Below are 21599 nucleotides of genomic sequence, written 5' to 3' on the forward strand. Positions count from 1 at the left end.
CTCTGGTGGTCGGCGGTCAGTCGGCGGTTTGCTGATCCGAGGTGAGGCTCACCCACGTGCGGGCCAGTTCCACCCGCGATGAGACCTCCATCTTGCGGAAGATCTTCTTCAGATGGAACGCCACCGTGTGGCCGGAGATGTAGAGCTGGCGGCCGACCTGCACGTTCGTCAGGCCCTGGCTCACGAGGTTGGCCACCGCGAACTCGGTGTCCGTGAGGGAGCCGGTGCGGTGTCCGTCGCGGCGCATCGGCCGCCGCACGCGGCCCGATCGCACGCCGAGCTCCCGAAGCTTGCTCGTGACCCGAGCGAGGTCGCGGGTCGCACCGGCACGCTCGTATCCGGCGGCTGCGCGTTTGAACTGTTCGACGGCGCGATCCCGGCCCAGGTTCAGCGAGGACCAAGTCTGGGCCAGGTCTTCGGCGGCCGACGCCGACGCCCAGCCGTCCGAATACAGTTCGCAAGCGGCGCGCAGTCTGTCAGGATTCCCTTTGAACAGCCCCTTGGCGTGCAGTGCCGCCGCGTGGGGCGAACGAAAGCCCCACGACTTCACGGTGAGCGACTCGGCTCGTACCACACACTTGAAGGCGAGTTGCTCGTCGCCGATGCTTCGTGCGAGGCGGACGAGCCACGCGGCGGCGGCGGGCTGGGACGCGAGGAGTTCCTGTGTCAGCTGGTCGTCGGAGATCAGGCGTTCGACGAGGTGACTGACGGAGGCCGGACCTCCGTCGGCCTCGAACGCCTGGGCGGCGGCCCACACGCACTGCCCGCGCATGTGCGCGGTGCGGCCGAGCAGCGCGTCATCGCCCAGGTTGCGCGCGAATCGCAGGCCGGTCGACGTGGCGGACTGCCGGACGGCGCTCAGCGCCAGGACGACGTGCAGGTCCGGTAGCAAGGCGTAGGCGCCGCCCCCTTCGACCAGCCCGAGGCCGACGTTCGCCTCGGCGAACGCGCTGCCGGCGTCACCCGACGCGAGTGCGAACTCGGCGCGGCAGGTGGTCAACGCGGCTGAAACACCCGCGTCGTCGGTGACGTCGTACGAGGTGGTCAACTCGTCGAGCACCCGCGTGGCTTCCGGAAGTTCGCGGACGCGGATCAGGAGCCGGGCGTGCCAGATCTTGGCGAGCCTCGGGTCGTTCTCGTCGTCGCCGGGTGTGGCGGCCAGCTCGATGGCCCGGTGGACCTCACCGGCGAGCCAGGCGGACAAGGAACGTGCGAGCGGGGTGTCTCGCTGGTCGTCGGCCGAGGTGGCGGTAGGACCTTCAGACGGTGTTTGGGGTAGCTGGGTGTGCAGCTGGCACCGGCTATAACGCATTACGTCCATTTGCCTTTCTCTGAAACTTCGGTGCCGTGCGTGTGAGTGCTTCGAGTGGTCGCTTTATACTCACCTGAAATTTCCGATCCACGGTTCTCTGCAATTGCTACGTTGCGTCAGGCGCCATTGTCGGACCGGGCCGGCCGCGATTTCCGGCGGGTGGTCCTGCCAACGCATCTGCTAACGGGTTGTGGTGCCTAGCTACGACGGACGCCGTCTGAACACAGAGGGTAGGTGAGGGATGGACGACGCCGAGGCCATCCTCCTCCTGCGCACCGTCATCAACAACGGCGACTTCGAGAACTACTGGCGCTTTCTCACCTACTTGTTGGCGTATGCACTTACGTCCTCGGCTTCGTGTGGATGAAAAGGGATAGATTTCGGCCTCGATCCTTCAGCCGCTCGTGCTCGCTGGCTGAATCGACTATTAGCCCGCTATGTCCCCCCTGTCGTTGGGGCAGGCATGATGCGTGCTCGGATCTTGGACGAGGGCAGGGGGGGCGTCGAAGGGTGCGGCCCGTCGTGATCACGTGATTCCACGATCAACTCGGCGTCAAGTGTTCGGGAGTTGTGCACGCCCGCGAAACCCCTCTCGCTCCTGGAGGTGGTCGGCGCCGTGCCCGACCCGCGTTCTCCGCACCTGGTCACGTACGCCCTCCGGATGCTGCTCGGCCTGGTGGCCTGTCGCATCACGTCGTCCGGCAGGATCCGTTTGCGGAACTGTCCTGCTTCCGGGGTGATTTCTACTCCCGTCTGACCAGGCGTGCGGATGCGTTGTTCGAGCTGGCGGACGCGGTGTTGTGTGCGGATGGTCCGGTCCGTTCGCTGGTGGAACCGTCGCTGGTGGGCGAACACCGTTGTGGTCACGGCGGGCTCTACGACGCTCTGGCCGCGGGCCGGGTCGATGTGGCCCGGCTGCGGCGGGCCCCGGCCGCGGTGCCTTTGCCGCGGGCGGCGGACGGCCGACTGGTGCTGGCCCTGACCTGCTGGCTGCGGCCCAGCGCTTATACCTCACCGCAGCGGATCCTGTGCCACACCTACGGGCGGGGCAAGGACCAGCACATTCCCGTTCCCGGCTGGCCGTACTCGGTGATCTGTGCCCGGGAGACGGGCCGCAGTTCCTGGACCGCGCCACTGGACGCACTGCGTCTGGCACCAGGCGATGATGCCGCGACCGTCACCGCGCGACACATGCGCGAGCTTGTCGAGCGACTGATGACGGCCGTGCAGTGGAGGGACCGCGACCCCGGCGGCAACAGCTGGAGCTACGAGTACGACCAGCTCGGGCACCTGATCGTCGCCAATGACCCGGACAAGGGCACCACGAACAGCACCTACGACGACCGGGGCCAGCTGACCTTCGTCAAGGGCTCGCGCACCGATGTCCCGGGCCTGGCCTACCTCTACGACGACCTCGGCCGACCGACCGAAGTACACGAGAATTCAGCCACGGGCACCCTGCGGACCAAACAGGTGTACGACACCATCACCGGTGCGAAGGGGCAACTCGCCGAATCCACCCGCTACGTCGACGGTCAGGCGTACACCTCCAAGGTCACTGCCTACGACCGGCTCTACCGTCCCTTCAAAACCGCTGTCGTCATCCCGGCCGCCGAAGGGAAGCTGCAGGGCACGTACCAGGCAGGCACGACCTATCTGCCCTCGGGGCTCCCGGGCGCCATCAGCTACTCCGCGGCCGGCTCGCTGCCCGCAGGCTCGTCCAACTACACCTACGAGGACGAAACCCTCCGGCCCATCGCCGTCTACGGCGAGGGCATGACGTCCAATGCTTCGTACAGCCTGACGGGCAGGCCTCTGACGTACGTGATGGGCTTGACCAACGGGGGCAAGACGACCCGGGTCACCAACGCCTATGAGTCGGGCACCCGACGGCTCGCACTCTCACGTGTCGACCGCCAGGACCAGCCCGGAGTCGACCGCAACGTCACCTACCGGTACGACGAGGCCGGCAACGTCCTGTCGATGGCTGATGTCTCACGCACCGGCACGGACAACCAGTGCTTCATCAACGACTATCTCGGCCGTGTCACTGAGGCATGGACGCAGCCCACCACCACCTGCGCGGAGAACCCGTCCGGCAACCAGATCGGTGGCCCCGCCCCGTACTGGCAGAGTTTCACGTACGACAAGTCCGGCAACCGCTCCACCGAAGTTCAGCACAACACCGCAGGTGACGCCACCAAGGACACCAAGCGGAACTTCGACTACCCCGACCCGGGGAAGCCGCAGGCCCACTCCCTCACCTCTGTCACCACTGAGGCTCCGTCGGGGACCACGACCAACGGCTACGAGTACGACGCGAGCGGCAACACCACAACCCGGCCCGGCCAGAGCCTGACCTGGGACGCCGAGGGCCATCTCGCCTCGGTGACCGAGAACGGCAAGACCACCACCTATCTCTACGACGCAACGGGCAACCGTCTCATCAGCCGCACCGGCACCGAGGCCACGCTCTACCTCGGTAACACCGAGGTCACGCTCCCCGCCGGAGCGGACAAGGCCAAGGCCACCCGCTACTTCGACCTCGGCGGAGGCCACATGGCCATCCGCCAGGACGACGGCACCTTCACCTTCACCATCGCCGACCACCACGGAACCGGCGAACTCGCCATCCGAGCGACAGACCTGGCCCTTACCCAGCGCCGCACGCTCCCCTTCGGCGCGATACGCGGCCAGGCCCCCACGACCTGGCCCAGCACCAAGGGCTTCGTCAGCGGCACCGACGACACCAAGACCACCGGCCTCACCCACCTCGGCGCCCGCGAGTACGACCCCGACCTCGGCCGCTTCATCTCCGTCGACCCGCTCCTCGAGCTAACCGACCCCCAGCAGATGAACGGGTACACCTACGCGAACAACAACCCCACCACCCTGAGTGACCCGAGCGGACTTCGCCCCGACGGACCGGCGGGTGGGGCCGGCTACAACGACCAGTGGGACAAATACGGGAACTACGACAACAGGACCGCGGGCAGTGGCTACTTCCTCGACGATCACGGGGGTTGGAGCTATCGCCACGTCACCAGGGTCTCCTATGGCACGAAAACCGTAGTTGGAACGTCCACCTCCTGGTCCCGGAGCGCAAAGTCACATGGGAACACACGCAATGACAGCATCAGCTTCCATGCTCTGAAGTCGCAGCCCCCGAACAATTTCTACACCCGGTACATCGGTCCCGTCATTGCCGCGGTTGTTCTGCCCGATGCGGAGTCGTGGTCGGACTGCGTCGATGGAGACAAGTCGGCCTGCGCCTGGAGCGCTACCGATCTGCCTGTCCTGAAGGTCCTCAAGCCGCTCAAGGCACTCAAGGGAGCCAAGCGGGCTGAGAAACTTGCGGAAGACGTGCAAGACGTAGTCAAGACGTGCACGAAGCACAGCTTCCTCCCCGGTACGAAGGTTCTCCTCGCCGACGGCACCACCAAGAACATCGAGGACATCGACGACGGCGACGAGGTGCTGGCCACCGACCCGCTCACGGGCGAGACGGCACCTGAAGAAGTCGTTGCCACCATCCTCACGAAGGACGACAAGGACTTCACCCAGCTCACAATCAAGACGAACGACGGCCGCGAGACCATCATCGCCACCGACACTCACCCGTTCTGGTCCACCGACCAGAACCAGTGGATCGACGCCGGCGACGTAGAACCTGGTACTCAGCTGCGCACTGCGAGCAAGGGCACGGTTGAGGTCGTTGCCATCCGCCACTACAAGAAGCGGCAGCAAACCCACGACCTCACCGTCGATCGCATCCACACGTACTATGTGCTGGCGGGCGAGACACCGGTACTCGTTCACAACAGCAACTGTCCGACCGCGTCAAAATATGAGGACATCACTAGTCCTGGCGCTCGCATGCTGAACAAATCGACGGACGTCGGTCCCGTTGAGTTCGGAAAGAACCTTGAGGCCAATGGGTGGGCTCGCACCGACAAGGGCCCGAACATCATGTACGAGAAGGATGGGGCAAGGTATTTCCTTCGCGGAAAGGCGAACAGTCACGAGGGGTGGACGGCTGACTACTACAATCCGAGGTCTAAGAAGGCCGACATCAAGATCAGGCTGGGTGAGGACTAATGGCAGAGGCGGGTTCGACAGTGATCGATCGCAGCGGCTATCTGGATGTTCGCTCCCGTAGCGCAGCCACCTTCGATCTTGATGCCAGGCTGCCTGGCCAGGTCTTCAAGGAGGGTGCGGAGGACTCGCTCTTCTGTGAGTTCGATGCGGTCCTCACCCCGGAATTCTGGTCGGCGCTCTGCACGATGGCCCGGTGGCATGGTGACAGGCATGTCGAACTGCTGGTTCTTGAGCCGGACTGCGACGCGTTCTACCTCCCGGAGTATCGGATGTACCCGGCGTTGTCGTTGTCCGTCGAGGCCGACGTGGACGACTACTGGGCGGCGATCGGTCACGAGCCGGACGGCGACATCATGGGGTCGATCGCGATCTCTGCGAACGTCATCGCTGTGACTGGAGCTTCCGGAAGGTGGGGATGTTGGGGTGAAAGGGATCCCGAGGTTGCAGTCTTCCGGGGTTTTCCGAACGTGGCCGCACGGAACAAATGGCGCGCGCAGTTCGGGCCCTTCCTGGAGGTGTCAGGCGCACTGGAGTCGTATCTCCCGCTGACCTTCGCGGGGCGGACCGTTCCGGACGAGTACGCCGCAACCCTGACCGCCAACTATGGACCTCCGAGCGGTAGACGGCCGTAACGTCACGGAGCGCCCGCCGGAGTCGATCCGGCCCAGGCGCTGAGCCCGTACAGCGGTACGCTTGTGCAAATCTGAAGCCCCGTCAGGTGTGTCCTGGCGGGGCTTCTGCACGTCAGCGGACGAGGGCGGCGCAGGGTGGCGGCTCGTCGCCGTCGGAGCTGACCGTCTTGGTGGTCTCCGGGCTGCCGAGTGCGGTGCTGAGGGTGTCGATGGCGTCTCGCTGGAGGCGGAGTCGGACATGGGCGTAGACGGTGGCGGTGACGTCGATGTGGGCGTGTCCGAGGAGTTCCTTGATCACGACGAGTTCGACTCCCTGTTCCAGGAGCAGGGTCGCGGTCGAGTGCCTGAGGTCGTGGAAGCGGATGCGGCGGAGGCCGGCCTTGCGGAGGAGCGTGATGAAGGTGCGGGTGAGGTTGGTCGGGTCGATCGGTCGGCCCTGCACCGTGGTGAACACGTACCCGTCGTGCTGCCAGGCGGTGCCCGCGGCCTCGCGTTCGCGCTGCTGCTCGTGGCGGTGCTTCAGCGACTGGACGCAGCGGGTGGGAAGGGCGATGCGGCGCTCGGAGGCCCGTGTCTTGGTGGGCAGCGTGGTGAGCCCGCCTGCGCTGGTGCGCTGGAGGGTTCGGCGGATTGCCGCGGTGCCGGCGTCGAGGTCGAGGTCTTCCCAGCGCAGGCCGAGGAGTTCGCCCTTGCGGAGTCCGGTGTGGAGGGCGAGTTCGAACAGCGAGTGCAACCGGTGTCCGCGCGTGGCCGCGAGGAACTGGCGGGCTTCGTCGGCGGTGAGGGGTTCGAAGCGCCGGGGGCGAGGCGTGCCGGTGCGGACGTTGCGGGCGACGTTGCGCGGGATTTCCTCCTCGCGTACGGCATGCTCCAGGGCGGACTTGAGCACGGAGTGGATGTAGGTGAGCGTCAGCGGGGAGAGGAGCTTGTGGCAGCACTGGCCGGCGGCGCAGCAGCGGGGTTGGTCGCGCCGGGCATCGATGCCGCGCGAGCAGCACTGGCAGGTGGTGCGGAGCTGGTTGAGCCAGGTGCGGACGTCCTTGGCGGTGAGCTTGGTGAGCTTCTTCTTGCCCAGGCCGGGGATCAGGTACCGGTCGACGCAGGTGGTGTAGCGGGTGTGGGTGTTTTCGCGGAGGTGGTGGACGGAGATGTTCTCCAGCCAGTACGTCAGGTATGCGGCCACGCTGCCCTGCGCGGAGGGCACGGGGAGTCCGTGGTTGCTGGCGGCGATCTTCTCGGTGAGCTTGGCCAGGGCTTCCTTGCGGGTGGAGCCGTAGACGCGGACGCGGCGGCGCGTGTTGCCGGGGGCGAGGACGTATCCGGCGGCTTCCCAGCGGCCGTCCTTGCGCTGGTAGACGGTTCCGTCGCCGTTGGCGCGCACGCGGCGGGAGGGGACGCTGTCTCGGGGTGTGGTCATCAGGCGGCTTCCTGTTCGAGGCGGGTGCGGATGAAGTCGGTGAGGGCGTGGGTGGGGATGCGGCGGGCGCGGCCGAGGGTGATCGAGGCGAGCTGGCGGGTGCGGAGCAGGTCGTAGATGGCTGAGCGGCCGAGTTGGAGGCGGGCCATGACCTGGGGCACGGTCAGCAGCTCTTCCGGCGTACTCAGTCCCCGCCGGGTCGGGGCGGGTTCCTGCGCGTTCATCAGCAGCCCCCTTCGGCGATGAACCGGCGTTCCAGTTCCCGGCGGTGCCAGACGGCGGCTGCGAGGAGCGCGCCGCCGGGGCTGTAGCCCGAGCCCTGGTAAGCCCAGTGGCCGACGACGAGGGTGGTGTCCGGGTCGGGCTCGGGCAGGCCGGCGTGGGAGCGGGCCTGTTCGGTGCGCCAGGCGCGGCGGGCGGCGCGCAGCGCGCCGAGGGTGGTGGAGTAGCGGCGGGACCTGGTGGAGAAGTGGCCCCGGAAGCCGAGCATGTGCGCCCACTTCCAGAGCTTGAGGCCGGCGAACTCGGGTAGCTTGCCCAGCTCCCAGCAGGTGCGGATCATCTGCCGCACGTGCCGCGCGACGGCGAGGCGGGGCAGCGGGCGGGCCTGTCCGGTTCCGTCGCATGCGGTGCAGGGGAGCGGGGTTCCGTGGGGCAGTAGGGTTGCGCCGCGTCCCTTGCAGGGACGGCAGAACAGGGCGCGGTCGAGGGCGCCGGAGGCGTCGACGGACTTGGTGGCGTATTTGGTGGCGTATTTGGCGACCGCTTGGTCGGTGAGTTCGGTTTCGGTGCCGAAGGCGGCGATCTCGCGTACGTCGAGCTGCTGGCCCCAGGTGAGTTCGCGTTCCCCGACCGCGTCCGACGCGACGGCCACTCGGACACGGAGGGCTGCGGCGCGGATGGCGTCGGCGAGCATGGCGACGGTGGCGTACGAGGGCGGGGGCTGGGTGCTGCCGCCGGGGCCGTCGAGCCGGATGACGGCGTGGAAGTGGATCAGGCCGCGTTTCTGGTACTCGGCGACCTTGGCGAAGGAGACCCGCATCACGAGCTCGGCCGGCCTTCTGGGTCATGCCGAGCCGGACGGCGAGCTCACGGCGCAGGTAGGTCGTGAAGCGGGCCCACAGGGCGGAGGCATGGGCGTTGAACAGGACCGCGCCCGCGTAGTCGTACGTCGCCGGGACCAGTGGCGTCCCCAGCTGGGCGTCCGTGGGTCCGTGGAACTGGCGGCAGCGGCAGGGCCGGACATCGCCGCCCAGGGTGGTGGGGCGGTTGTGGACAGGACCGAAGGAGGGGGCGGTGAGAGTGGCGAAGACGCGGGGGTGGGTACGGACGGGGTCGGGCACGGTCTTGCCGCCGGAGAGGCCGGCGCGGATGAGGTGGTAGGTGTCGGCGGCGTAGATGCGGGAGCAGGCCGGGCAGCGGGATGCACGGCGGTTGCCGCACGTGGTGAGCAGGCTGCCGGTGGGTTCGTCAGAGGAGGTGTAGGAGCGCAGCGCTTCACCGGTTGTGGTGTCGACGGTGGTGGTGTGGTCTGTCAAGCGTACGGGTTCGGCGCAGCCGCCGAGGCGTTCGATCTGCTGCTGTGTGCGGTCGAAGTCGGGGTGGTTGACGAGGTGGAGGAGGTCCCGCACGGCGGGGCTTGCCACGTGGCGCAGGTCCAGGGTGACCATTCGGGGCGTGTCCCTTCTGTCGGGTGGTGGCCCCGAGCAGCAACAGGCCGTGACTGTGGGCGTGTTGCTGCTCAGGGCATGACGTACCAGGCCCATCGGTGGACGTGGATTTCAGGAGGCGATCCGGCCGGTGGCCGGGGTGGCTCAGAGCTGAGCGAGGGCGGCGGTCGCCACCGGCAGGGCGACGCCCATGCGGGTTGCGAGCTGGGCGGCGGTGATCAGCGCTCCGTGCTCAGCGTGGTGGGCCTCCGCGATGCGCCACGCCGTGTTCAGCAGAGCGGCGGGCAGGGCCGGATGGGAGCCGGTAGCAGGCAACTTGGCGGCGGCCGGGGCGGGCGCGGATTCGGACGCCGCGATCACGTAGGGCACCTCTGCCGGGGCCGGAGCGGGAGTGGCGACGGGGACCGGCGCTGATCGGGACCATCGGGTGGGAGAACCGCGGAGTTCTACGTTCCGGCTGCCGGCGACTCTTGCGCACGCTTCGGCCGGTCCTGAGACGACGGAAGAGCTGGCGCCACAGGCCACCCTCAGCCTGGGCGTACAGAGCTCGGTAGATCGTCTCGTGTGTCGCTCGCATCTCCGGACGGTTGGGGAAATCCCTGCGAAGGATGCTCGCGATCTGCTCGGGGCTCCACCTTTTATCCAGACGCGCCTGGATGAATTCCCGCAGTTCAGAGTGCTCGTCGATCCGTCTGGGCCTGGGGCGCGACCAGCGTGTCTCGGCCCGCTTCTGGGCGGCGAACAGCCGGTAGCACCCGGGGTGGCTCGGCCTGACTTTGGGATTGCAGTTGCGCCGGATCCCCCGGCTGATGGTCGACGGACTACAGTCCAGCTCGGTTGCGATTGATCGGATTGACCGCTTCTCACGTCGCAGGTCAGCGATGCGTATGCGCTCCTCCTCAGACAGGTAGCGGGCAGAAACCGCAGGTCGGCGTCCGACTCGCTCGTCCCTGCGGGGATGCGGCAGGAACTCACGCCGAACGCCGACCAGCGGCTGCACCGCTGCTCGCAAACGCACACTTACAGCGCTGGCGCTTGGGGGAGAGCTTCTCCTTGCTCGTCGTGCTCATCGAATCGGCCGTCCTTCCCGCTCGCATTCGAGCTTTGTCTGCTTCCTGGTCGCCTCGCGCACCTTGTCCCGGAGGTAGATCGCATCCTTGTGCGTGATCGGCGCGTCGTGGATGTTGTGCGAGCCCCGCAGGAAGTTCTCCGTGCGATCGGCAATGGAGTACGCCAGCGCCTGTTCGATCACAGCGCTGGTCTGGCGCACCCCGGCCAGCTCGTCGCGCAGCTTGTGCAGCAGCCCGTCCCGCTCGCGTTCGGCGGCCTCGATGCCCGCCAGCCGTGCCACCACGCTGCCCAGCAACGGATCGCGGGAGCGGAACAGCTCGACGGCGCGCTCGGTGGCCGGGTCTGCATCAATGTGCAGGTCGAGCTGCGCCAGCAGGAAGGCCGTTACGAGCGTGCCCTGGCTCAGCCGCTGGCTGAACTCTCGCGCGACGCCGTCGCTCACGCCCAGTTCGCGGGCCGCGGCGGCCCGCAACTGCTCCCGCAGCACGCTCGTGATGCTCTCGGGCAGTGCCTTGATGTGCGGCTGGCTCTTCACGCCGGAAAGCCGGAAGCCCGACTGGGGAAGCGTGGCGGCTGCCTCGGCTGCACCGTTCGAGCCGCCCTTCGAGGCCGCGCTCTGCGCGGCCTCCTGGTGGTCGGTGAGCTGGAGCGAGCCGGGCGTCCCGGGCTCGGGATCCGCCAGCGCCGCGACGGCGTCATGAGCACCAGCCTCGGCTGCAAGGACATCACCGACGTTCGTCTGCGCCTGAGGAGCCGGAGCGGCATCAGCCGCGGGCACGCTGCCCGGGAGTATCGCGTCGGCTGTGCTCTGTCCGCCGTCGGCTCCTGCTCCAGCACCAACGCGCTGACTGGATCCGCCGGCCCGCTCAGAGTCTCCGGCCGCAGGCTCGTAGTCCGGCTCCAGGTCCATACGATCCGATTCGGCCTCCATGTCGCGCTCAGCCTGCGTACCTTCGACCTCGGGTCGAGGGGCGACTTCGCCGGTCTCGCCAAACCGGGCCTCCGGCTCGGGCCCTGCTGCGTCAGACTGCGACTGCGCGGCCTGCGCTTCGCGCTCCTGAGCCTGGAGACGCTTGAGCTCCTCGCTCCCGCTACGCCGGTAGGCGTCAAGGAAGGATGTGTCCACGTCCATCACCTCGTCGGTGGGCGTGGTCGCCTCCAGCATCTCTGCGAAGTCCCTGCTCACGAGAGCTCTCCATCCTCGTCGTCGAGCAGGTAGTTGTCGCCACGGGTGAGCCCGATGAGGGAGTTGAAGCCCTGAGTGACCACGCGCTCGAGGTTCGCGTTGGTCGTTGAGAGCGCCTTGACCTGGTCGATCAGCTCGTTGAGCCGCGCGATCTCCAGCGTCGGCAGGTCGTAGTCGAGGTTCTCGCGCTGGATCTTCTCGATCACAGCCTCAGCCACGTACTCGTTTACCGAGGGGAATCCGCGCTTGTCGGCCCAGTACTTCGCGCGCTGCTTGTCGTCCGGGTCCAGCCGCACGAACATGCCCGAGCGGCGATCGCCTCCGCTCCGAGCTGCGCCCGGCGGCTTCTTCTTCGCACCGCGCACGGGCTGCTTCGTCTTCTCCGACTTCTGTGTGGCGGTCATGTGCGGTCTCTCCATGCCCTATTTTACTAATCTATGGGGCCACCTTATCAACGTTATTCAATAGGTCACCCGTGATAAATTGACAGGCAAGGCGTAGTGCTCATTGATCTGTCGCCTGAATGCCTGTAGAGTCGCACCCGCGCGCAGTCAGTGTCTGACCGCGTGTCGCCGCAGCGGGTGGCCCTTGCTACCCCCCGGCGGGGTCGCCTGCTGCGGTTCGCATCTGTCTTCATGTGACTGCGAAAAAGAGAGGACCCGGCGCATCGCGCAGGGTCCTCCGTTTGTCTGGTGGGCTTCGGCTCAGGAGCCGGGCTTGGCAGTCAGTATCGCGTTCGTTGTGCAGTCGACGAGCCCTTGGATGAACTTTTGTGACTACCAGATCGCCTTGTCCTTGTCGTTGGATAGACGTTCGACGATTGACCCGGTGCCGAGGGGTGCACCGCTGGCAAGGAAGTGCAGCGCCTCCTGGCTGAAGCCCGCGTCGTACGCCAGGGCTGAGAGGCATGCCCCTGCCGCCGTAGGTCTTCTTCTGACTCTCGTCCCGGGCGTAGGACGAGAACATCGAGACCAAGCCCTTGGCGAGCTCCATGGACGAGTTGATCGGCTGGTCCGCGCGGATCGCGTAGGCCGGCTTACCGGCCGCAGGCTTCGCGGCCGCCTTCGGGGGCTCGTAGCTCTGCGTCTCGCCGCCGCTGGGGAGCACAGCCTTGTCGACGCACGCGTCGAAGTCCTCGCGCAGTGGTCGCGAGGCCAGGAGCGCAGCGTCTTCCTCGCTCGTCTTCTCCAGGCCGTCGATGACTGTGCCCGCATCGTCATCGTCGGCCTTGACGATGTAGGTCAGTGTCTTCTCCGACATCCCCGCATCCCGTGCGGCGAAGGCCAGACAGGCCCCGCCATCCTTGCTCGAACTCCGGGTGTCATGGAAGACGAGCCTTTCCAACGCCTCGCCGAGGGCCTTGTCGGTCACCTTGACGATGTTCTCGGCTGGTGTCAGGGCCGGTGCAGGCGTCGGCTTCGCCCGTGTGCCGCCGTCGCCGTCGGAGCATCCTGCGAGCAGGACGCCCGTGGCCGCAGCAAGTGCTGCGGCGGAAGGCGCAGCATTCCTTGTCCTCCAGGTCTTCATCGCTTCTCGCCTCTCCTGTCCGGCACCCTGTTCGCTGGTACTGTCCAGTCCGGGTGAGTCGCCGATCCTCGATAACATCCTATCTGAATGCCTTTCGAGTGAGAGTCTATGGCGAGTCGAAATGCTGGCGCAGAAGACTTGGCGATGCAGCGTAGCGGTGGGTACAGAAGACGCGCCGAGCCCGGGGCAGGGCGCCGGGCGGGTTCAGCCCCAGGTCTTGCCGCTGACCTGGTCCGGTCCGAAGTAGCGGGAGGTGATGGCGGCGAGCGCTGGTACCGGGCCGCCGTCGAGGCCGAGGTCGCCCAGCGCGTGCTTGAAGGTGTGGACCACGCAGGTCCGCACCGGAAGTGTCGGCCCGTCGTCCATGTCCCCGTAGGTGTCGGCGGACAGCGGCCGGTTCTGCGGGCGGGCCAGGGCGAAGCAGGCCAGCGTCGTGCGTCTGTCCGCGTACTGGAAGTAGTTGGTGATCGCCCGGTTGCCGAAGTCCATGTGGGCGAAGACGACGGCGGCGTCCTCGTCGCCGTACGGGGCGGCCCGCAGCGCCGGAAGGATGTCGAGAGCCTTCTCGCCGGAGGCGAGCAGCCGGGCCTCCTCGTGCGAGGGGCCCCAGGGCGGGGGGTCGTCGTCCGGGTCCTCCATGTCGCACGGGTACTCCTCGGTCCGCAGCACCGTACCGACGGGAGGCCGGTCCCAGTTGGCCTGCCCGCTGACGCTGCCCCAGTTGAGGCTCGCGTTGACGCAGAGCTTCCCCGCGAGGAGCGCCCACGGGGTCCGGACCACACGCTCGCGCGCCAGCTCGACCGCGAGCCGGCCGAACGTCTCCGGCCGCAGGAGGGTCGGTGCCGGGGGCGCGATGAAGGCGTCGGTCCAGATTCCCATGCCCCTTCTTGTAGCAACGGGCCGCGGCCCGGCGCGACCGTGTTTCCGGGAATCCGGACGAGCCGCGAGGCGGGTGCAGGGCTGGGCGCAGGGCTGCGGAGGCGGAGCGGAAGCGGCCGTTGGATGGGGTGCCAGTATCCCCTGGCTGTCGACGCGTTCCTACGGTGCCGCCTGGGTGCAGCCTGCCTGGGCGCGGGCCGGTCACTCTCCGGCCCGGCGCGCGCGGCGGCCTCGGGCTCGGTCAAGAAGGAGCACGGAACGTGCACTCTCGGTCATGGCGGAGGGGGCTGCCGCAGCATGGCTGAGTGCGTCATCGATTGATTGACTCCTACCTCGCCAGCCCGCACGGCTGGCGAGGAGAAGCCGCCCGGGGCCGGTTCAGCCGGTGATGGAGAAGAAGATCGATCCGTCTTCGGCCCACCACCAGGCGCCCTGGCCCTCGGCCCATTCCGAGTATCAGCTGTCGAGGGCCTTGATCAGCTCCTCCAGGTCATACCGCAGGTCGGCGTCGATCCGGTCCAGTACCGCCCGGTAGGCCTCCATCGCGGGTCCGGCCTTCGCCAGCGGCCAGTATCCGATCTCCGGAGAGCCCTCCAGGGGGCTGGGGATGCGAAACCCGATCTCCGAGGGCGGACCGCTGTAGATGTACTGGTAGGGCAGCAGGTCCGCCTGGACACCAGCTGCGCTCAGCGCGTCGTCCAGAGCGGAGAAGAAAGTGGTGGGGCTTCGGTAGCTCGCCAGGGTGGCGGAGTCGGATGCGTTGTGGTCGATGATGATCTGGAGCGCTGTGTAGTAGGCGCTGCCGGCGTGCTCCGCGCTGGAATCGGCCCGACCGGTAATCAGCTCTTCCAGCGCGTCCTGAACCGACAGTCCCCAGTCCACCTCTTGGGCATCGAGATTTTCCTGGCGTGCCCGCGCCCGCTCCCGCATCCTGTCCAGGAGCCGCGATTCGTCGTCGCTCAGGTCCAGGGCGGGCAGAAAACGCGCAACTTCCCCGCGGTTCGCCATGGAGTAACTGACTACTTTGCTCATACGGCCACCCTGCCAAAGGGCACTGACATCCCCAGCGCCTGGGGTCGTCCATCTGAACTATCCCAACAGACAGGCCGTACCCAGCCCTGTCGTACACCCCGGCAGCTGGGCATTCCGCCTCGACCCCGATCCCAGCGGCGAGGTGCGCTTGCCGGGGGAGAGGCCGTCCCCGAAAAGGGGCGGTCGGCCCGCGGCCCGGCATGTGGTGCGCTTGCCGGGGGAGCGCCCCTGCGGGGGACAGGACGTTGCGCGGCCTCCTGGCTAGTCCGTGGCGGATGAACTCGTCGGCATCTGCGATGCCGTTCGTGCCGCACGCGGCACACAGAGGAGGGGACCGAGTCGGCGGAGCCGACTCCGGGGTGTCTTTGACAGAGTTCACTGCCTCGGGTATGAGGAGAGAGAACTGTCTCGGAACGGCGCGCCGGACGAGAGATCCCGGCGGAGCAGCCGGTCACAGGCGCACGCGCTGGGATTCACACAGCGGGAGAGCTTTACAGTCCGTGGTCACGAAGGACCACACGAATCCGTACGGGAAGCAAAGGCAAGAACGTCGCCGCCCTGATCACCCCAGAACACGAGGAGGCAGCCGTGCGCCCATACGGCCGAGCGGTTTCCGCAACGCCTGCCCTGCGCATCCGGTGCCCGGCCGCGACGCCTCATGAGTGTCGCAGGGCTAACCCACACCCCGCGCAGGGTCCCTTCTGCCACCCCGCCTCTTTGCGAAGCAGCTTCCGACCGGCCCGCTGGCTGGCGGGTACTCAACCCCGGGAAGGACCCCATGCTCAAGCCCACACGCCTCACCTGGACCAAATTCACTGCCTTCTTCATGTCCACCCGGGAGATGGGCGTTGACCTGACCGACGAAACCGGCGCACCGTACCGGCTCATTCTCGACGAGGACCAGCGCGAAGCCCTCGGCAGGATCATGATCGACCCGCCCGGCGCCCAGACCGGCACTGAGAACGGTGAACCTCTGATCGTCCGCTGGGATAAGGCCGTCACCACTCCGCGAGAAGCAGGCGACGACACCATCGTTCGCTGCCGCACCACCAACGGACAGCCTGTCGCTCTCGTCCTCGACGACTGTCTCCGGGAAGATCTCGGTCTCCTCCTCGCCGACCCGTGGAACAAGCGGTCCGTCGCCATCGACCGGACCACGAGGAGCACCACATACACCGTTGCCACGGAAGACGTCGACGAGAACGCTCTCTGACCGAAGGGGAGGAAACCACCCACGTTGCCCCCAGGCGACCGTAGCGCTCGTTCCGAATGAGCCTTCGGCTTCAGCCCCCAGCTCGATTCCCCCCACGCGGGCCGCCCCTCCTGACCCGCCCGGCACTCACCGGCCCCGGTTCGGCGCTCGCGGTGCCGGGGCCGCCCCATGCGCGGGCATTGCTGGGCGATCTCCCGCAGGTTCGCGAGGGCCTTCCCCCTCGCCGCCAGCCGTCTGTACTTCTGGCGGATCCAGCGCACCAGGTAGGCGTTGATGCGCTGAAGGAGAGGACCCAGCGCCGACGGACGAAAGCGCCCGAAGCGGTTGATCCAGCCCGTTGCAAAGAGCTGATCCTGCGGGCGAGCGCAGCGAAGGACAGCTCTGAGTGCGTGTGCCAGGAACGGGCCTGCGCGTCCTGCCCGCTCTGAGCGTCCTCGTCGCTGCGGTGACTGGGGTGCTCTTTTCACGCGGTGCGCCATCCGCGCATCCCACCACGACCGAACCGAGGACCTCTCATGACCGTTACCGCCGCACCGGCCATCGGCCAACTCCTGGCCTACGCTGTGCCGGCCAGGGCGGCCGCCGAGCACGAACTGCCCGTCGTCGCTGCACAGCTGCCTGAGATGGAGTGGTGCAACTTCTGTTCCTACGACGAGGTGTACGAGCCGGGCATGCCCCGCGAAGTTGTCCATCGCACCATTGCGTTCGCCCTCCCTCGCGAGGACTGGGACGAGCGCTGCGGCCAGGGCCCGCAGTACGAGGTCACCTACCTCGCCTGCGGCCACACGTTCGCCCAGCTCCGCTGAGCCGACGACCACGCTCCACTCGCCGAGGGACTCTTCTCCATGTCCCCCATGACGCCGTTACAGAGCTGGGCGCTGCTCGTCCTGGTCCTGGTCATCGGTCCGTGCATCCTCTGGCTTGCCTACGAGATAAAGGTCAGGACCCGGACTCCAGCCCGCGGAGCACCGCGCCAGCAGCCCGGCGTGCGCAAATCCGCCGTGCGCATCAGGGCCCACCAGCCGGACGAGCCCTACGACCACGAGAAGCACGGTCTCTGAGACCAGCGCTTTGTGCGCGATCTATCGCGAACTGGAGTGCGCCGGCGACTGATCTGGATCGACACAGTCGATCCGGAAGTAGGTCTGCAGAGCTATGCCCCTGTGCTCCACCGACTCACCGCCAGCCCCCGGACCGCCGCGCGAGCAGCGCGCCGCGCATCCGCTCATACGCGTTGCGTTCGGCGCGAGAAGCCACGGCGGCTCGGGAGTCACCACCATCCACTACAAGAAGAGCGAGATCACCATGGCTGAGTCCACGGTCACCAAGAAGCACAGCGTCACAGTCAGCTTCGGCTCCATCGAGCTGATCGGAACGCTCCACCATGACGACGAGAGCCGGTCGCTGGTGCTCGAAACCGACGAGGGACCCGAGCACATCTCGGTGAACCTGCAGTCCTGCGGTATCACGCCCGAGCCCGGGAACGTGTTCATCAAGGACTGGTCCGAGCATGCGGGTCTGGTGCAGCCCTTGCGTGAGCTCACTGTCGGACCCTTCGGCTCAACGGCCTACGAAGTAGAAGTGACGCTGTGAGGACCCCCGGCCCTGAGTACCTCGGGTGTTCCTCATAGGGTCCCTCATCGTCGGTGTGCTGGCCCTGCTGCTCTGGATCACCAGGACAACCGTCCACCGGGCCAGGATCCCCAAGCGCACCGTACTGTTCGGCCACCGTCACGCCTGGTTGACGAGGGAGACCGCCTCCGGCCCGCGCAGTATGAGCCGACACGCGATCCCGGCTTCTGACCCACCACTCGGAACGGGCCTGGCCTCGTGTTCAGCGTTCCAACTACCCTTAAACGTCGGCATTTTTGCCCGTCACAAGGTGTGCTGCTGAGATTGCTCACACCCTAGATTCCGGGTCGTACCGGGAACGGCGGACGAGCCGTCGACCCTCCGCGCTCCGAGCCCGCCCGGTCGCCCTCTCCGATCGGAACGTCGACGTTCCAGTAGGAACTGCCGCACGGCAGTTCGGACCCTCACGACGCAGAAGGCGACTTTCCATGGCCAAGTACCGTGTCTACTTGCAGGCATACGCATCAGCGGAGGTGGACGTCGAGGCTGATGACTACCTCGGTGCCTGCCGGAAAGCGCAGGCAGCTGTCAAGGACGGGAAGGCCAAACGCCGTCCGATCAAGAACTGGAGCCCGACGATGGTCGTCAACCTGGAAAAGTAGGCTCTTGTGCCACGGCACCCCCCGGCGTTTGTGCCGGAGGTTCGCTGCGATCCGGCACTCAGCGTCTCAGGGGCGTGATTGCGACCGTGGGGCACTCCCTCCGGGCACCTCACGACCACCAGCGGTCACCTTCCGGCCTCCGCGCCCCTGACATCGCACCGGCCGCCCACCCGCGCGGCATCTTTGGGTAGCGCCCCGCCCGGCGACGGCTATGGCATCACCATGGCTGCCACCATAGTTGACCTTGCCCACAAGATCACCGTGACGTGTGAATCCGGGGGGCACCAAGCCGCGTTCACCCGCGACGACGGCGCCGTCATCGCCGCCCACGACAACCCGCACACCGTCGAGAAATACCACGTCACCGACGACAGCGTCGGCTGATCTTGCGATACCCGCGACTGCACCCCACAGGCCGAACTGGACACCTGCCACCGGCGCAGTGTTTTCGCAGGTCAGAGCCCTGCCTGGAGTAGGAACAGCCCGTAACGTTCTTCGAGGCGGAGGTCGCGTTAGCCGCTACATCCGGTGACGCCCAGACGCCGGCCGCGCCCCGCACCCACCGCGTCGGCCGGGTACGGACCAGTACCCCGCCCGATCCTCAGCCCCGAAGTAGGAGACAGGGACTGACCACCCCGAACGCGCCTCTTGCTTGACGGCACCTGAGTCCGCGCCTGCGCGGACCGCAACCGGAACGAATCCAGCGTGGTCGCTTCCGGCCGCCCTTTACACGAAACGGCCAGGCCAGTGAGCCAGCTTGCCCCGCCAGCCGCGCCCATCGCAGCTGCCGATGCCTGATCGGCGAAGCCGATTCGGGACTCGGAATGACAGAGCATTCGATCAGCGGAGCTGATCCGGTTGGTGGCATGACAGACAACCGAACATCTCGGCTCAACCCACCCGAACTGCGCGCGGATCGACGACGTCGACCGTGCGCTGTGCTGTACTCGAGGAGAAGAATTCATGTCGAACCCCCGCAACCACGGAGCCGTCGTCGGCCGCCTCGCGAGCGACCCCAAGGTCTTCGAGAACAAGGACGGATCCAAGAAGATCCTCTTCACGATCTTCGCCGACCGCAACTACACCAACCCGCAGAACCAGCGGGACTCGGACGCCGTCCCCGTCGAGGCATTCGTCCGCGCGCAGACCCAGGGCCTGGGTCCGTACTCGAACATCCACAAGGGTGACCTCGTCGCCGTCGGCTACACGCTCCGCATGGACCGCTACGTCAAGAACGGCGAGCAGGTCTTCGACCTCAAGGTGGTCTCCGAGGACATCACCTTCCTGGAGCCGCGCTCGATGACCCAGGCACGCCTGCACGAGCGCGTGCAGAACGCCGAGGCGCTGAACCAGGCCATCAAGCAGGAGCAGGCTGTGCCCGTCGCTGCTGCGGCTCCGGTCGTTGCGCACGCCAGCGCCGTACGGGACGAGCAGTTGCCGTTCGGCTGAGCCGATTCACAACCAGCCGCAGCCGATCGGTGCCTGCGGGGCATCCCGTCACGGGCGGGTGAGGGTCGCAGAGCGGAAGTATCTCCCGGGTGCCGGTCCAGGCTGCGCACACCACAACCGAATGCCGACAACCGAGTACAGCGATCCCCGTTCGAGAAGCCTCGCGCTCCTCGGGCGGGCATCTTTTTTCGCTGGGTCTCTTGCCGCCCCGAAGTAGTCGGGGCCGAGAGACCCGGAGAGGATCAGCGCAGCTGATCCGGATCCGGCTTTGAAGAACATCCTCGTCACGTCTGGAGGCCGCCATGAGCGCCGACAACTACACAACCTGCCCGCGCTGCGAGCACCAACACCAGGAGAACCTACGTCAAATGGCCGTAGAGCTTGCCGACGCCTACGGCAAGCTCCCGCTCGAAGAATGGGAACGGATGCGCCAGGACCATGAAGCAGCCAAGCAGGCTCGGCTCGAGGAGACGTTCCGCGAGGACTATGAGTTTCATGGTGCGAAGACCGGCGAGGTGACCGCGTCATACCGCGGCACCTGCAGTCGCTGCGCCCTGTCGACAAGCTTCGAGCACAAGCACCAGATCGAAGGTGTCAACGACGAGGGGTGACTGACTTGGTTACGGGACATGTCCGTCAACATGCCGTGCAGGTCGGATTCCGCTGAACATCTGAGAGAACCACGGCTCTGGCTCGCGCTGACAGGACACTCAAACCGAGGCGGCCTGAGCTCCTGGGCACATGCCAGCAGGTCGTCGAAGAGCTCGTCCCAGCTGATCCGTCTCTGACTGCTGGGCGCGGTTGGTACGTAGGCGCCGTCTGGGGCGAACGCGAGCACTGGTGAGCGAGGACGTCCGATGGCAAGATCGTCGATCCGACGGTCAAGCAGTTTCCCACCGGGTACGTCCCGGTGCTGCGCCACTACGTTCCCTACGACGGCGTCTCCCCCTGCCCCGGGTGCGGGATCGCCTGCGATGGCGCTGCGAATTCCGTGATGTGTGAGAGGTAAGCAGCCCCCGGCCGTCCGAGATCAGCGCAGCTGATCCGGGCGGTCGATGACAGGCCACCACGACTTCTGTATGGAGCGGTTCGAGCCCGCAGTGCGCCGACTGATCCTCGGCGTATGCCAATCGGTACACCGTGCAGACCGACCGCGGAACAGGTTCGATTCCTGAGCGCCGCGGCTGATCCCTGCAACGCGTCCCTGGAGATCTCCGCGGCTCCGGCTTCCACAGCACCCCGGTGTGCGCTCTGCCCTCGGGCAGCAGCTGCGTCGGGGTGCTGTGTTTCCTTCTTCCTCTTGGCTCGCCCTGCTCGTCCCGTGAAGCGGGGAGAGTGCAGGGATCAGCGGAGCTGATCCGGATCTGACGTTGAAGAACATCATCTTCATGTCTGGAGCCGAATCATGCAATGCCCGAACTGCAACAACGGCGACATGGAATCGAACGCCTACGGCGTCCGCTCCCGCAAGGACGTCACGCACACGTGCTCCGAGTGCGGCTACTGCGAGACGCGCTGAGCGACGGCTCCATCCCTCCCTCCGCTGCGGTCTCGACGAAGACCAGGCGCATGACCGACACGCCTTTACCGGCCTTCGTCGAAACGGCCAAGGGCACATCCCCGGAGACGCTCGACGTCTTGCCGCTCCACCGGACGCCACCTGCTGTTCGGCAGCAAGAGCGTGCCTGCTGCTCGCTGGCGAGCGGGTCGTCGTGTGCGGCCTACATCCCGATCGCGCCGAGCCGCCGGGCGTGACAACCGTCGCAGACCCCTCCACACCGCTGAGTTCTGGAGCCGTCTTCGTCATCACCGCTGAGCACGGCGTTTTCCTGACCCCCGGCTTGCGCCTGGTGCTCCTGCACTGCTCGACCAGCTCAGC

The 21599-nt window shown here is 66.9% G+C and carries 20 protein-coding genes and 2 pseudogenes; 11 read left to right on the top strand and 11 right to left on the bottom strand.

Features of this window, described 5'->3' with window-relative positions:
• Positions 1-16: 16 nt before the first annotated feature.
• Positions 17-1204 carry a LuxR C-terminal-related transcriptional regulator gene (locus ACIQCZ_RS37000; RefSeq protein ID WP_402289613.1) on the bottom strand — a complete coding sequence of 396 codons (1188 nt, stop codon included), beginning with the start codon at positions 1202-1204 and terminating at the stop codon, positions 17-19.
• Positions 1205-1553: 349 nt separating this feature from the next.
• Here ACIQCZ_RS37000 and ACIQCZ_RS37005 point away from each other — a divergent pair, with 349 nt between their 5' ends.
• The 3 genes from ACIQCZ_RS37005 (at position 1554) to ACIQCZ_RS37015 (ending at position 6042) form a co-directional block, all read left to right on the top strand.
• On the top strand, positions 1554-1679 hold the full coding sequence (locus ACIQCZ_RS37005; RefSeq protein WP_402289615.1) for a hypothetical protein: 126 nt from the start codon (positions 1554-1556) through the stop codon (positions 1677-1679).
• Between the two features lie 203 nt (positions 1680-1882).
• Complete coding sequence (locus ACIQCZ_RS37010; protein WP_402289617.1) at positions 1883-5410, top strand: transposase; 3528 nt, start codon at positions 1883-1885, stop codon at positions 5408-5410.
• A 20-nt stretch (positions 5411-5430) separates the two neighbouring features.
• Complete coding sequence (locus tag ACIQCZ_RS37015) at positions 5431-6042, top strand: hypothetical protein (protein WP_402289619.1); 612 nt, start codon at positions 5431-5433, stop codon at positions 6040-6042.
• Positions 6043-6154: 112 nt separating this feature from the next.
• On the opposite strand, the gene ACIQCZ_RS37020 is transcribed toward ACIQCZ_RS37015, so the two are convergent.
• The 10 genes and pseudogenes from ACIQCZ_RS37020 to ACIQCZ_RS37065 all read right to left on the bottom strand — a co-directional run bounded on the left by ACIQCZ_RS37020 (position 6155) and on the right by ACIQCZ_RS37065 (position 14824).
• On the bottom strand, positions 6155-7459 hold the full coding sequence (locus tag ACIQCZ_RS37020) for a tyrosine-type recombinase/integrase (RefSeq protein WP_402289621.1): 1305 nt from the start codon (positions 7457-7459) through the stop codon (positions 6155-6157).
• On the bottom strand, positions 7459-7683 hold the full coding sequence (locus tag ACIQCZ_RS37025; protein WP_402289624.1) for a helix-turn-helix domain-containing protein: 225 nt from the start codon (positions 7681-7683) through the stop codon (positions 7459-7461). The genes ACIQCZ_RS37020 and ACIQCZ_RS37025 overlap by 1 nt, the downstream gene beginning before the upstream one ends.
• Positions 7683-9129, bottom strand: a pseudogene (locus ACIQCZ_RS37030) (replication initiator). Before ACIQCZ_RS37030 ends, ACIQCZ_RS37025 begins: the two are co-directional and overlap by 1 nt.
• A gap of 144 nt (positions 9130-9273) precedes the next feature.
• Positions 9274-9489 (bottom strand): hypothetical protein, encoded by a 216-nt coding sequence (locus ACIQCZ_RS37035; protein WP_402289696.1) that lies wholly within the window; start codon positions 9487-9489, stop codon positions 9274-9276.
• Positions 9490-9928: 439 nt separating this feature from the next.
• Positions 9929-10147: pseudogene (locus ACIQCZ_RS37040) on the bottom strand (helix-turn-helix domain-containing protein); the annotation flags it as partial.
• A 48-nt stretch (positions 10148-10195) separates the two neighbouring features.
• A complete protein-coding gene (locus ACIQCZ_RS37045; protein WP_402289625.1) occupies positions 10196-11386 on the bottom strand; it encodes a hypothetical protein in 1191 nt (396 codons plus the stop codon).
• Complete coding sequence (locus ACIQCZ_RS37050) at positions 11383-11790, bottom strand: hypothetical protein (RefSeq protein ID WP_402289627.1); 408 nt, start codon at positions 11788-11790, stop codon at positions 11383-11385. The genes ACIQCZ_RS37045 and ACIQCZ_RS37050 overlap by 4 nt, the downstream gene beginning before the upstream one ends.
• Before the next feature lie 229 nt (positions 11791-12019).
• Positions 12020-12913 carry a hypothetical protein gene (locus ACIQCZ_RS37055; protein ID WP_402289629.1) on the bottom strand — a complete coding sequence of 298 codons (894 nt, stop codon included), beginning with the start codon at positions 12911-12913 and terminating at the stop codon, positions 12020-12022.
• 204 nt (positions 12914-13117) lie between these two features.
• Positions 13118-13792 (bottom strand): hypothetical protein, encoded by a 675-nt coding sequence (locus tag ACIQCZ_RS37060; protein WP_402289631.1) that lies wholly within the window; start codon positions 13790-13792, stop codon positions 13118-13120.
• A 456-nt stretch (positions 13793-14248) separates the two neighbouring features.
• Entirely contained in the window at positions 14249-14824 is a 576-nt protein-coding gene (locus ACIQCZ_RS37065) for a hypothetical protein (protein WP_402289633.1), read from the bottom strand.
• A 778-nt stretch (positions 14825-15602) separates the two neighbouring features.
• Here ACIQCZ_RS37065 and ACIQCZ_RS37070 point away from each other — a divergent pair.
• The 8 genes from ACIQCZ_RS37070 to ACIQCZ_RS37105 all read left to right on the top strand — a co-directional run bounded on the left by ACIQCZ_RS37070 (position 15603) and on the right by ACIQCZ_RS37105 (position 20331).
• Entirely contained in the window at positions 15603-16037 is a 435-nt protein-coding gene (locus ACIQCZ_RS37070; RefSeq protein WP_402289635.1) for a hypothetical protein, read from the top strand.
• A 515-nt stretch (positions 16038-16552) separates the two neighbouring features.
• Positions 16553-16843: a hypothetical protein gene (locus ACIQCZ_RS37075; RefSeq protein ID WP_402289638.1), complete on the top strand. Its 291-nt coding sequence runs from the start codon at positions 16553-16555 to the stop codon at positions 16841-16843.
• A gap of 48 nt (positions 16844-16891) precedes the next feature.
• A complete protein-coding gene (locus ACIQCZ_RS37080) occupies positions 16892-17098 on the top strand; it encodes a hypothetical protein (RefSeq protein WP_402289640.1) in 207 nt (68 codons plus the stop codon).
• A gap of 244 nt (positions 17099-17342) precedes the next feature.
• On the top strand, positions 17343-17630 hold the full coding sequence (locus tag ACIQCZ_RS37085; RefSeq protein WP_402289642.1) for a hypothetical protein: 288 nt from the start codon (positions 17343-17345) through the stop codon (positions 17628-17630).
• Positions 17631-18097: 467 nt separating this feature from the next.
• Positions 18098-18271 carry a hypothetical protein gene (locus ACIQCZ_RS37090; protein ID WP_402289645.1) on the top strand — a complete coding sequence of 58 codons (174 nt, stop codon included), beginning with the start codon at positions 18098-18100 and terminating at the stop codon, positions 18269-18271.
• 222 nt (positions 18272-18493) lie between these two features.
• Entirely contained in the window at positions 18494-18655 is a 162-nt protein-coding gene (locus ACIQCZ_RS37095) for a hypothetical protein (RefSeq protein ID WP_402289647.1), read from the top strand.
• 579 nt (positions 18656-19234) lie between these two features.
• On the top strand, positions 19235-19720 hold the full coding sequence (locus tag ACIQCZ_RS37100) for a single-stranded DNA-binding protein (protein WP_402289650.1): 486 nt from the start codon (positions 19235-19237) through the stop codon (positions 19718-19720).
• A 302-nt stretch (positions 19721-20022) separates the two neighbouring features.
• Positions 20023-20331 carry a hypothetical protein gene (locus ACIQCZ_RS37105; protein WP_402289652.1) on the top strand — a complete coding sequence of 103 codons (309 nt, stop codon included), beginning with the start codon at positions 20023-20025 and terminating at the stop codon, positions 20329-20331.
• Positions 20332-21599: the final 1268 nt, after the last annotated feature.

Origin of the sequence: Streptomyces sp. NPDC093149, from assembly GCF_044754145.1 — a bacterium.
GTDB lineage: Bacteria > Actinomycetota > Actinomycetes > Streptomycetales > Streptomycetaceae > Streptomyces.

What these genes read in the sequence shown, in the direction of transcription:
- ACIQCZ_RS37085 (WP_402289642.1), top strand. Translation starts at nt 17,343, where the DNA reads ATGGCTGAGTCCACGGTCACCAAGAAGCACAGCGTCACAGTCAGCTTC.
- ACIQCZ_RS37050 (WP_402289627.1), bottom strand. Translation starts at nt 11,790, where the DNA reads ATGACCGCCACACAGAAGTCGGAGAAGACGAAGCAGCCCGTGCGCGGT.
- ACIQCZ_RS37005 (WP_402289615.1), top strand. Translation starts at nt 1,554, where the DNA reads ATGGACGACGCCGAGGCCATCCTCCTCCTGCGCACCGTCATCAACAAC.
- ACIQCZ_RS37090 (WP_402289645.1), top strand. Translation starts at nt 18,098, where the DNA reads ATGGCCAAGTACCGTGTCTACTTGCAGGCATACGCATCAGCGGAGGTG.
- ACIQCZ_RS37025 (WP_402289624.1), bottom strand. Translation starts at nt 7,683, where the DNA reads ATGAACGCGCAGGAACCCGCCCCGACCCGGCGGGGACTGAGTACGCCG.
- ACIQCZ_RS37075 (WP_402289638.1), top strand. Translation starts at nt 16,553, where the DNA reads ATGACCGTTACCGCCGCACCGGCCATCGGCCAACTCCTGGCCTACGCT.
- ACIQCZ_RS37055 (WP_402289629.1), bottom strand. Translation starts at nt 12,913, where the DNA reads ATGAAGACCTGGAGGACAAGGAATGCTGCGCCTTCCGCCGCAGCACTT.
- ACIQCZ_RS37080 (WP_402289640.1), top strand. Translation starts at nt 16,892, where the DNA reads ATGACGCCGTTACAGAGCTGGGCGCTGCTCGTCCTGGTCCTGGTCATC.
- ACIQCZ_RS37060 (WP_402289631.1), bottom strand. Translation starts at nt 13,792, where the DNA reads ATGGGAATCTGGACCGACGCCTTCATCGCGCCCCCGGCACCGACCCTC.
- ACIQCZ_RS37070 (WP_402289635.1), top strand. Translation starts at nt 15,603, where the DNA reads ATGCTCAAGCCCACACGCCTCACCTGGACCAAATTCACTGCCTTCTTC.
- ACIQCZ_RS37105 (WP_402289652.1), top strand. Translation starts at nt 20,023, where the DNA reads ATGAGCGCCGACAACTACACAACCTGCCCGCGCTGCGAGCACCAACAC.
- ACIQCZ_RS37020 (WP_402289621.1), bottom strand. Translation starts at nt 7,459, where the DNA reads ATGACCACACCCCGAGACAGCGTCCCCTCCCGCCGCGTGCGCGCCAAC.
- ACIQCZ_RS37095 (WP_402289647.1), top strand. Translation starts at nt 18,494, where the DNA reads ATGGCTGCCACCATAGTTGACCTTGCCCACAAGATCACCGTGACGTGT.
- ACIQCZ_RS37065 (WP_402289633.1), bottom strand. Translation starts at nt 14,824, where the DNA reads ATGAGCAAAGTAGTCAGTTACTCCATGGCGAACCGCGGGGAAGTTGCG.
- ACIQCZ_RS37100 (WP_402289650.1), top strand. Translation starts at nt 19,235, where the DNA reads ATGTCGAACCCCCGCAACCACGGAGCCGTCGTCGGCCGCCTCGCGAGC.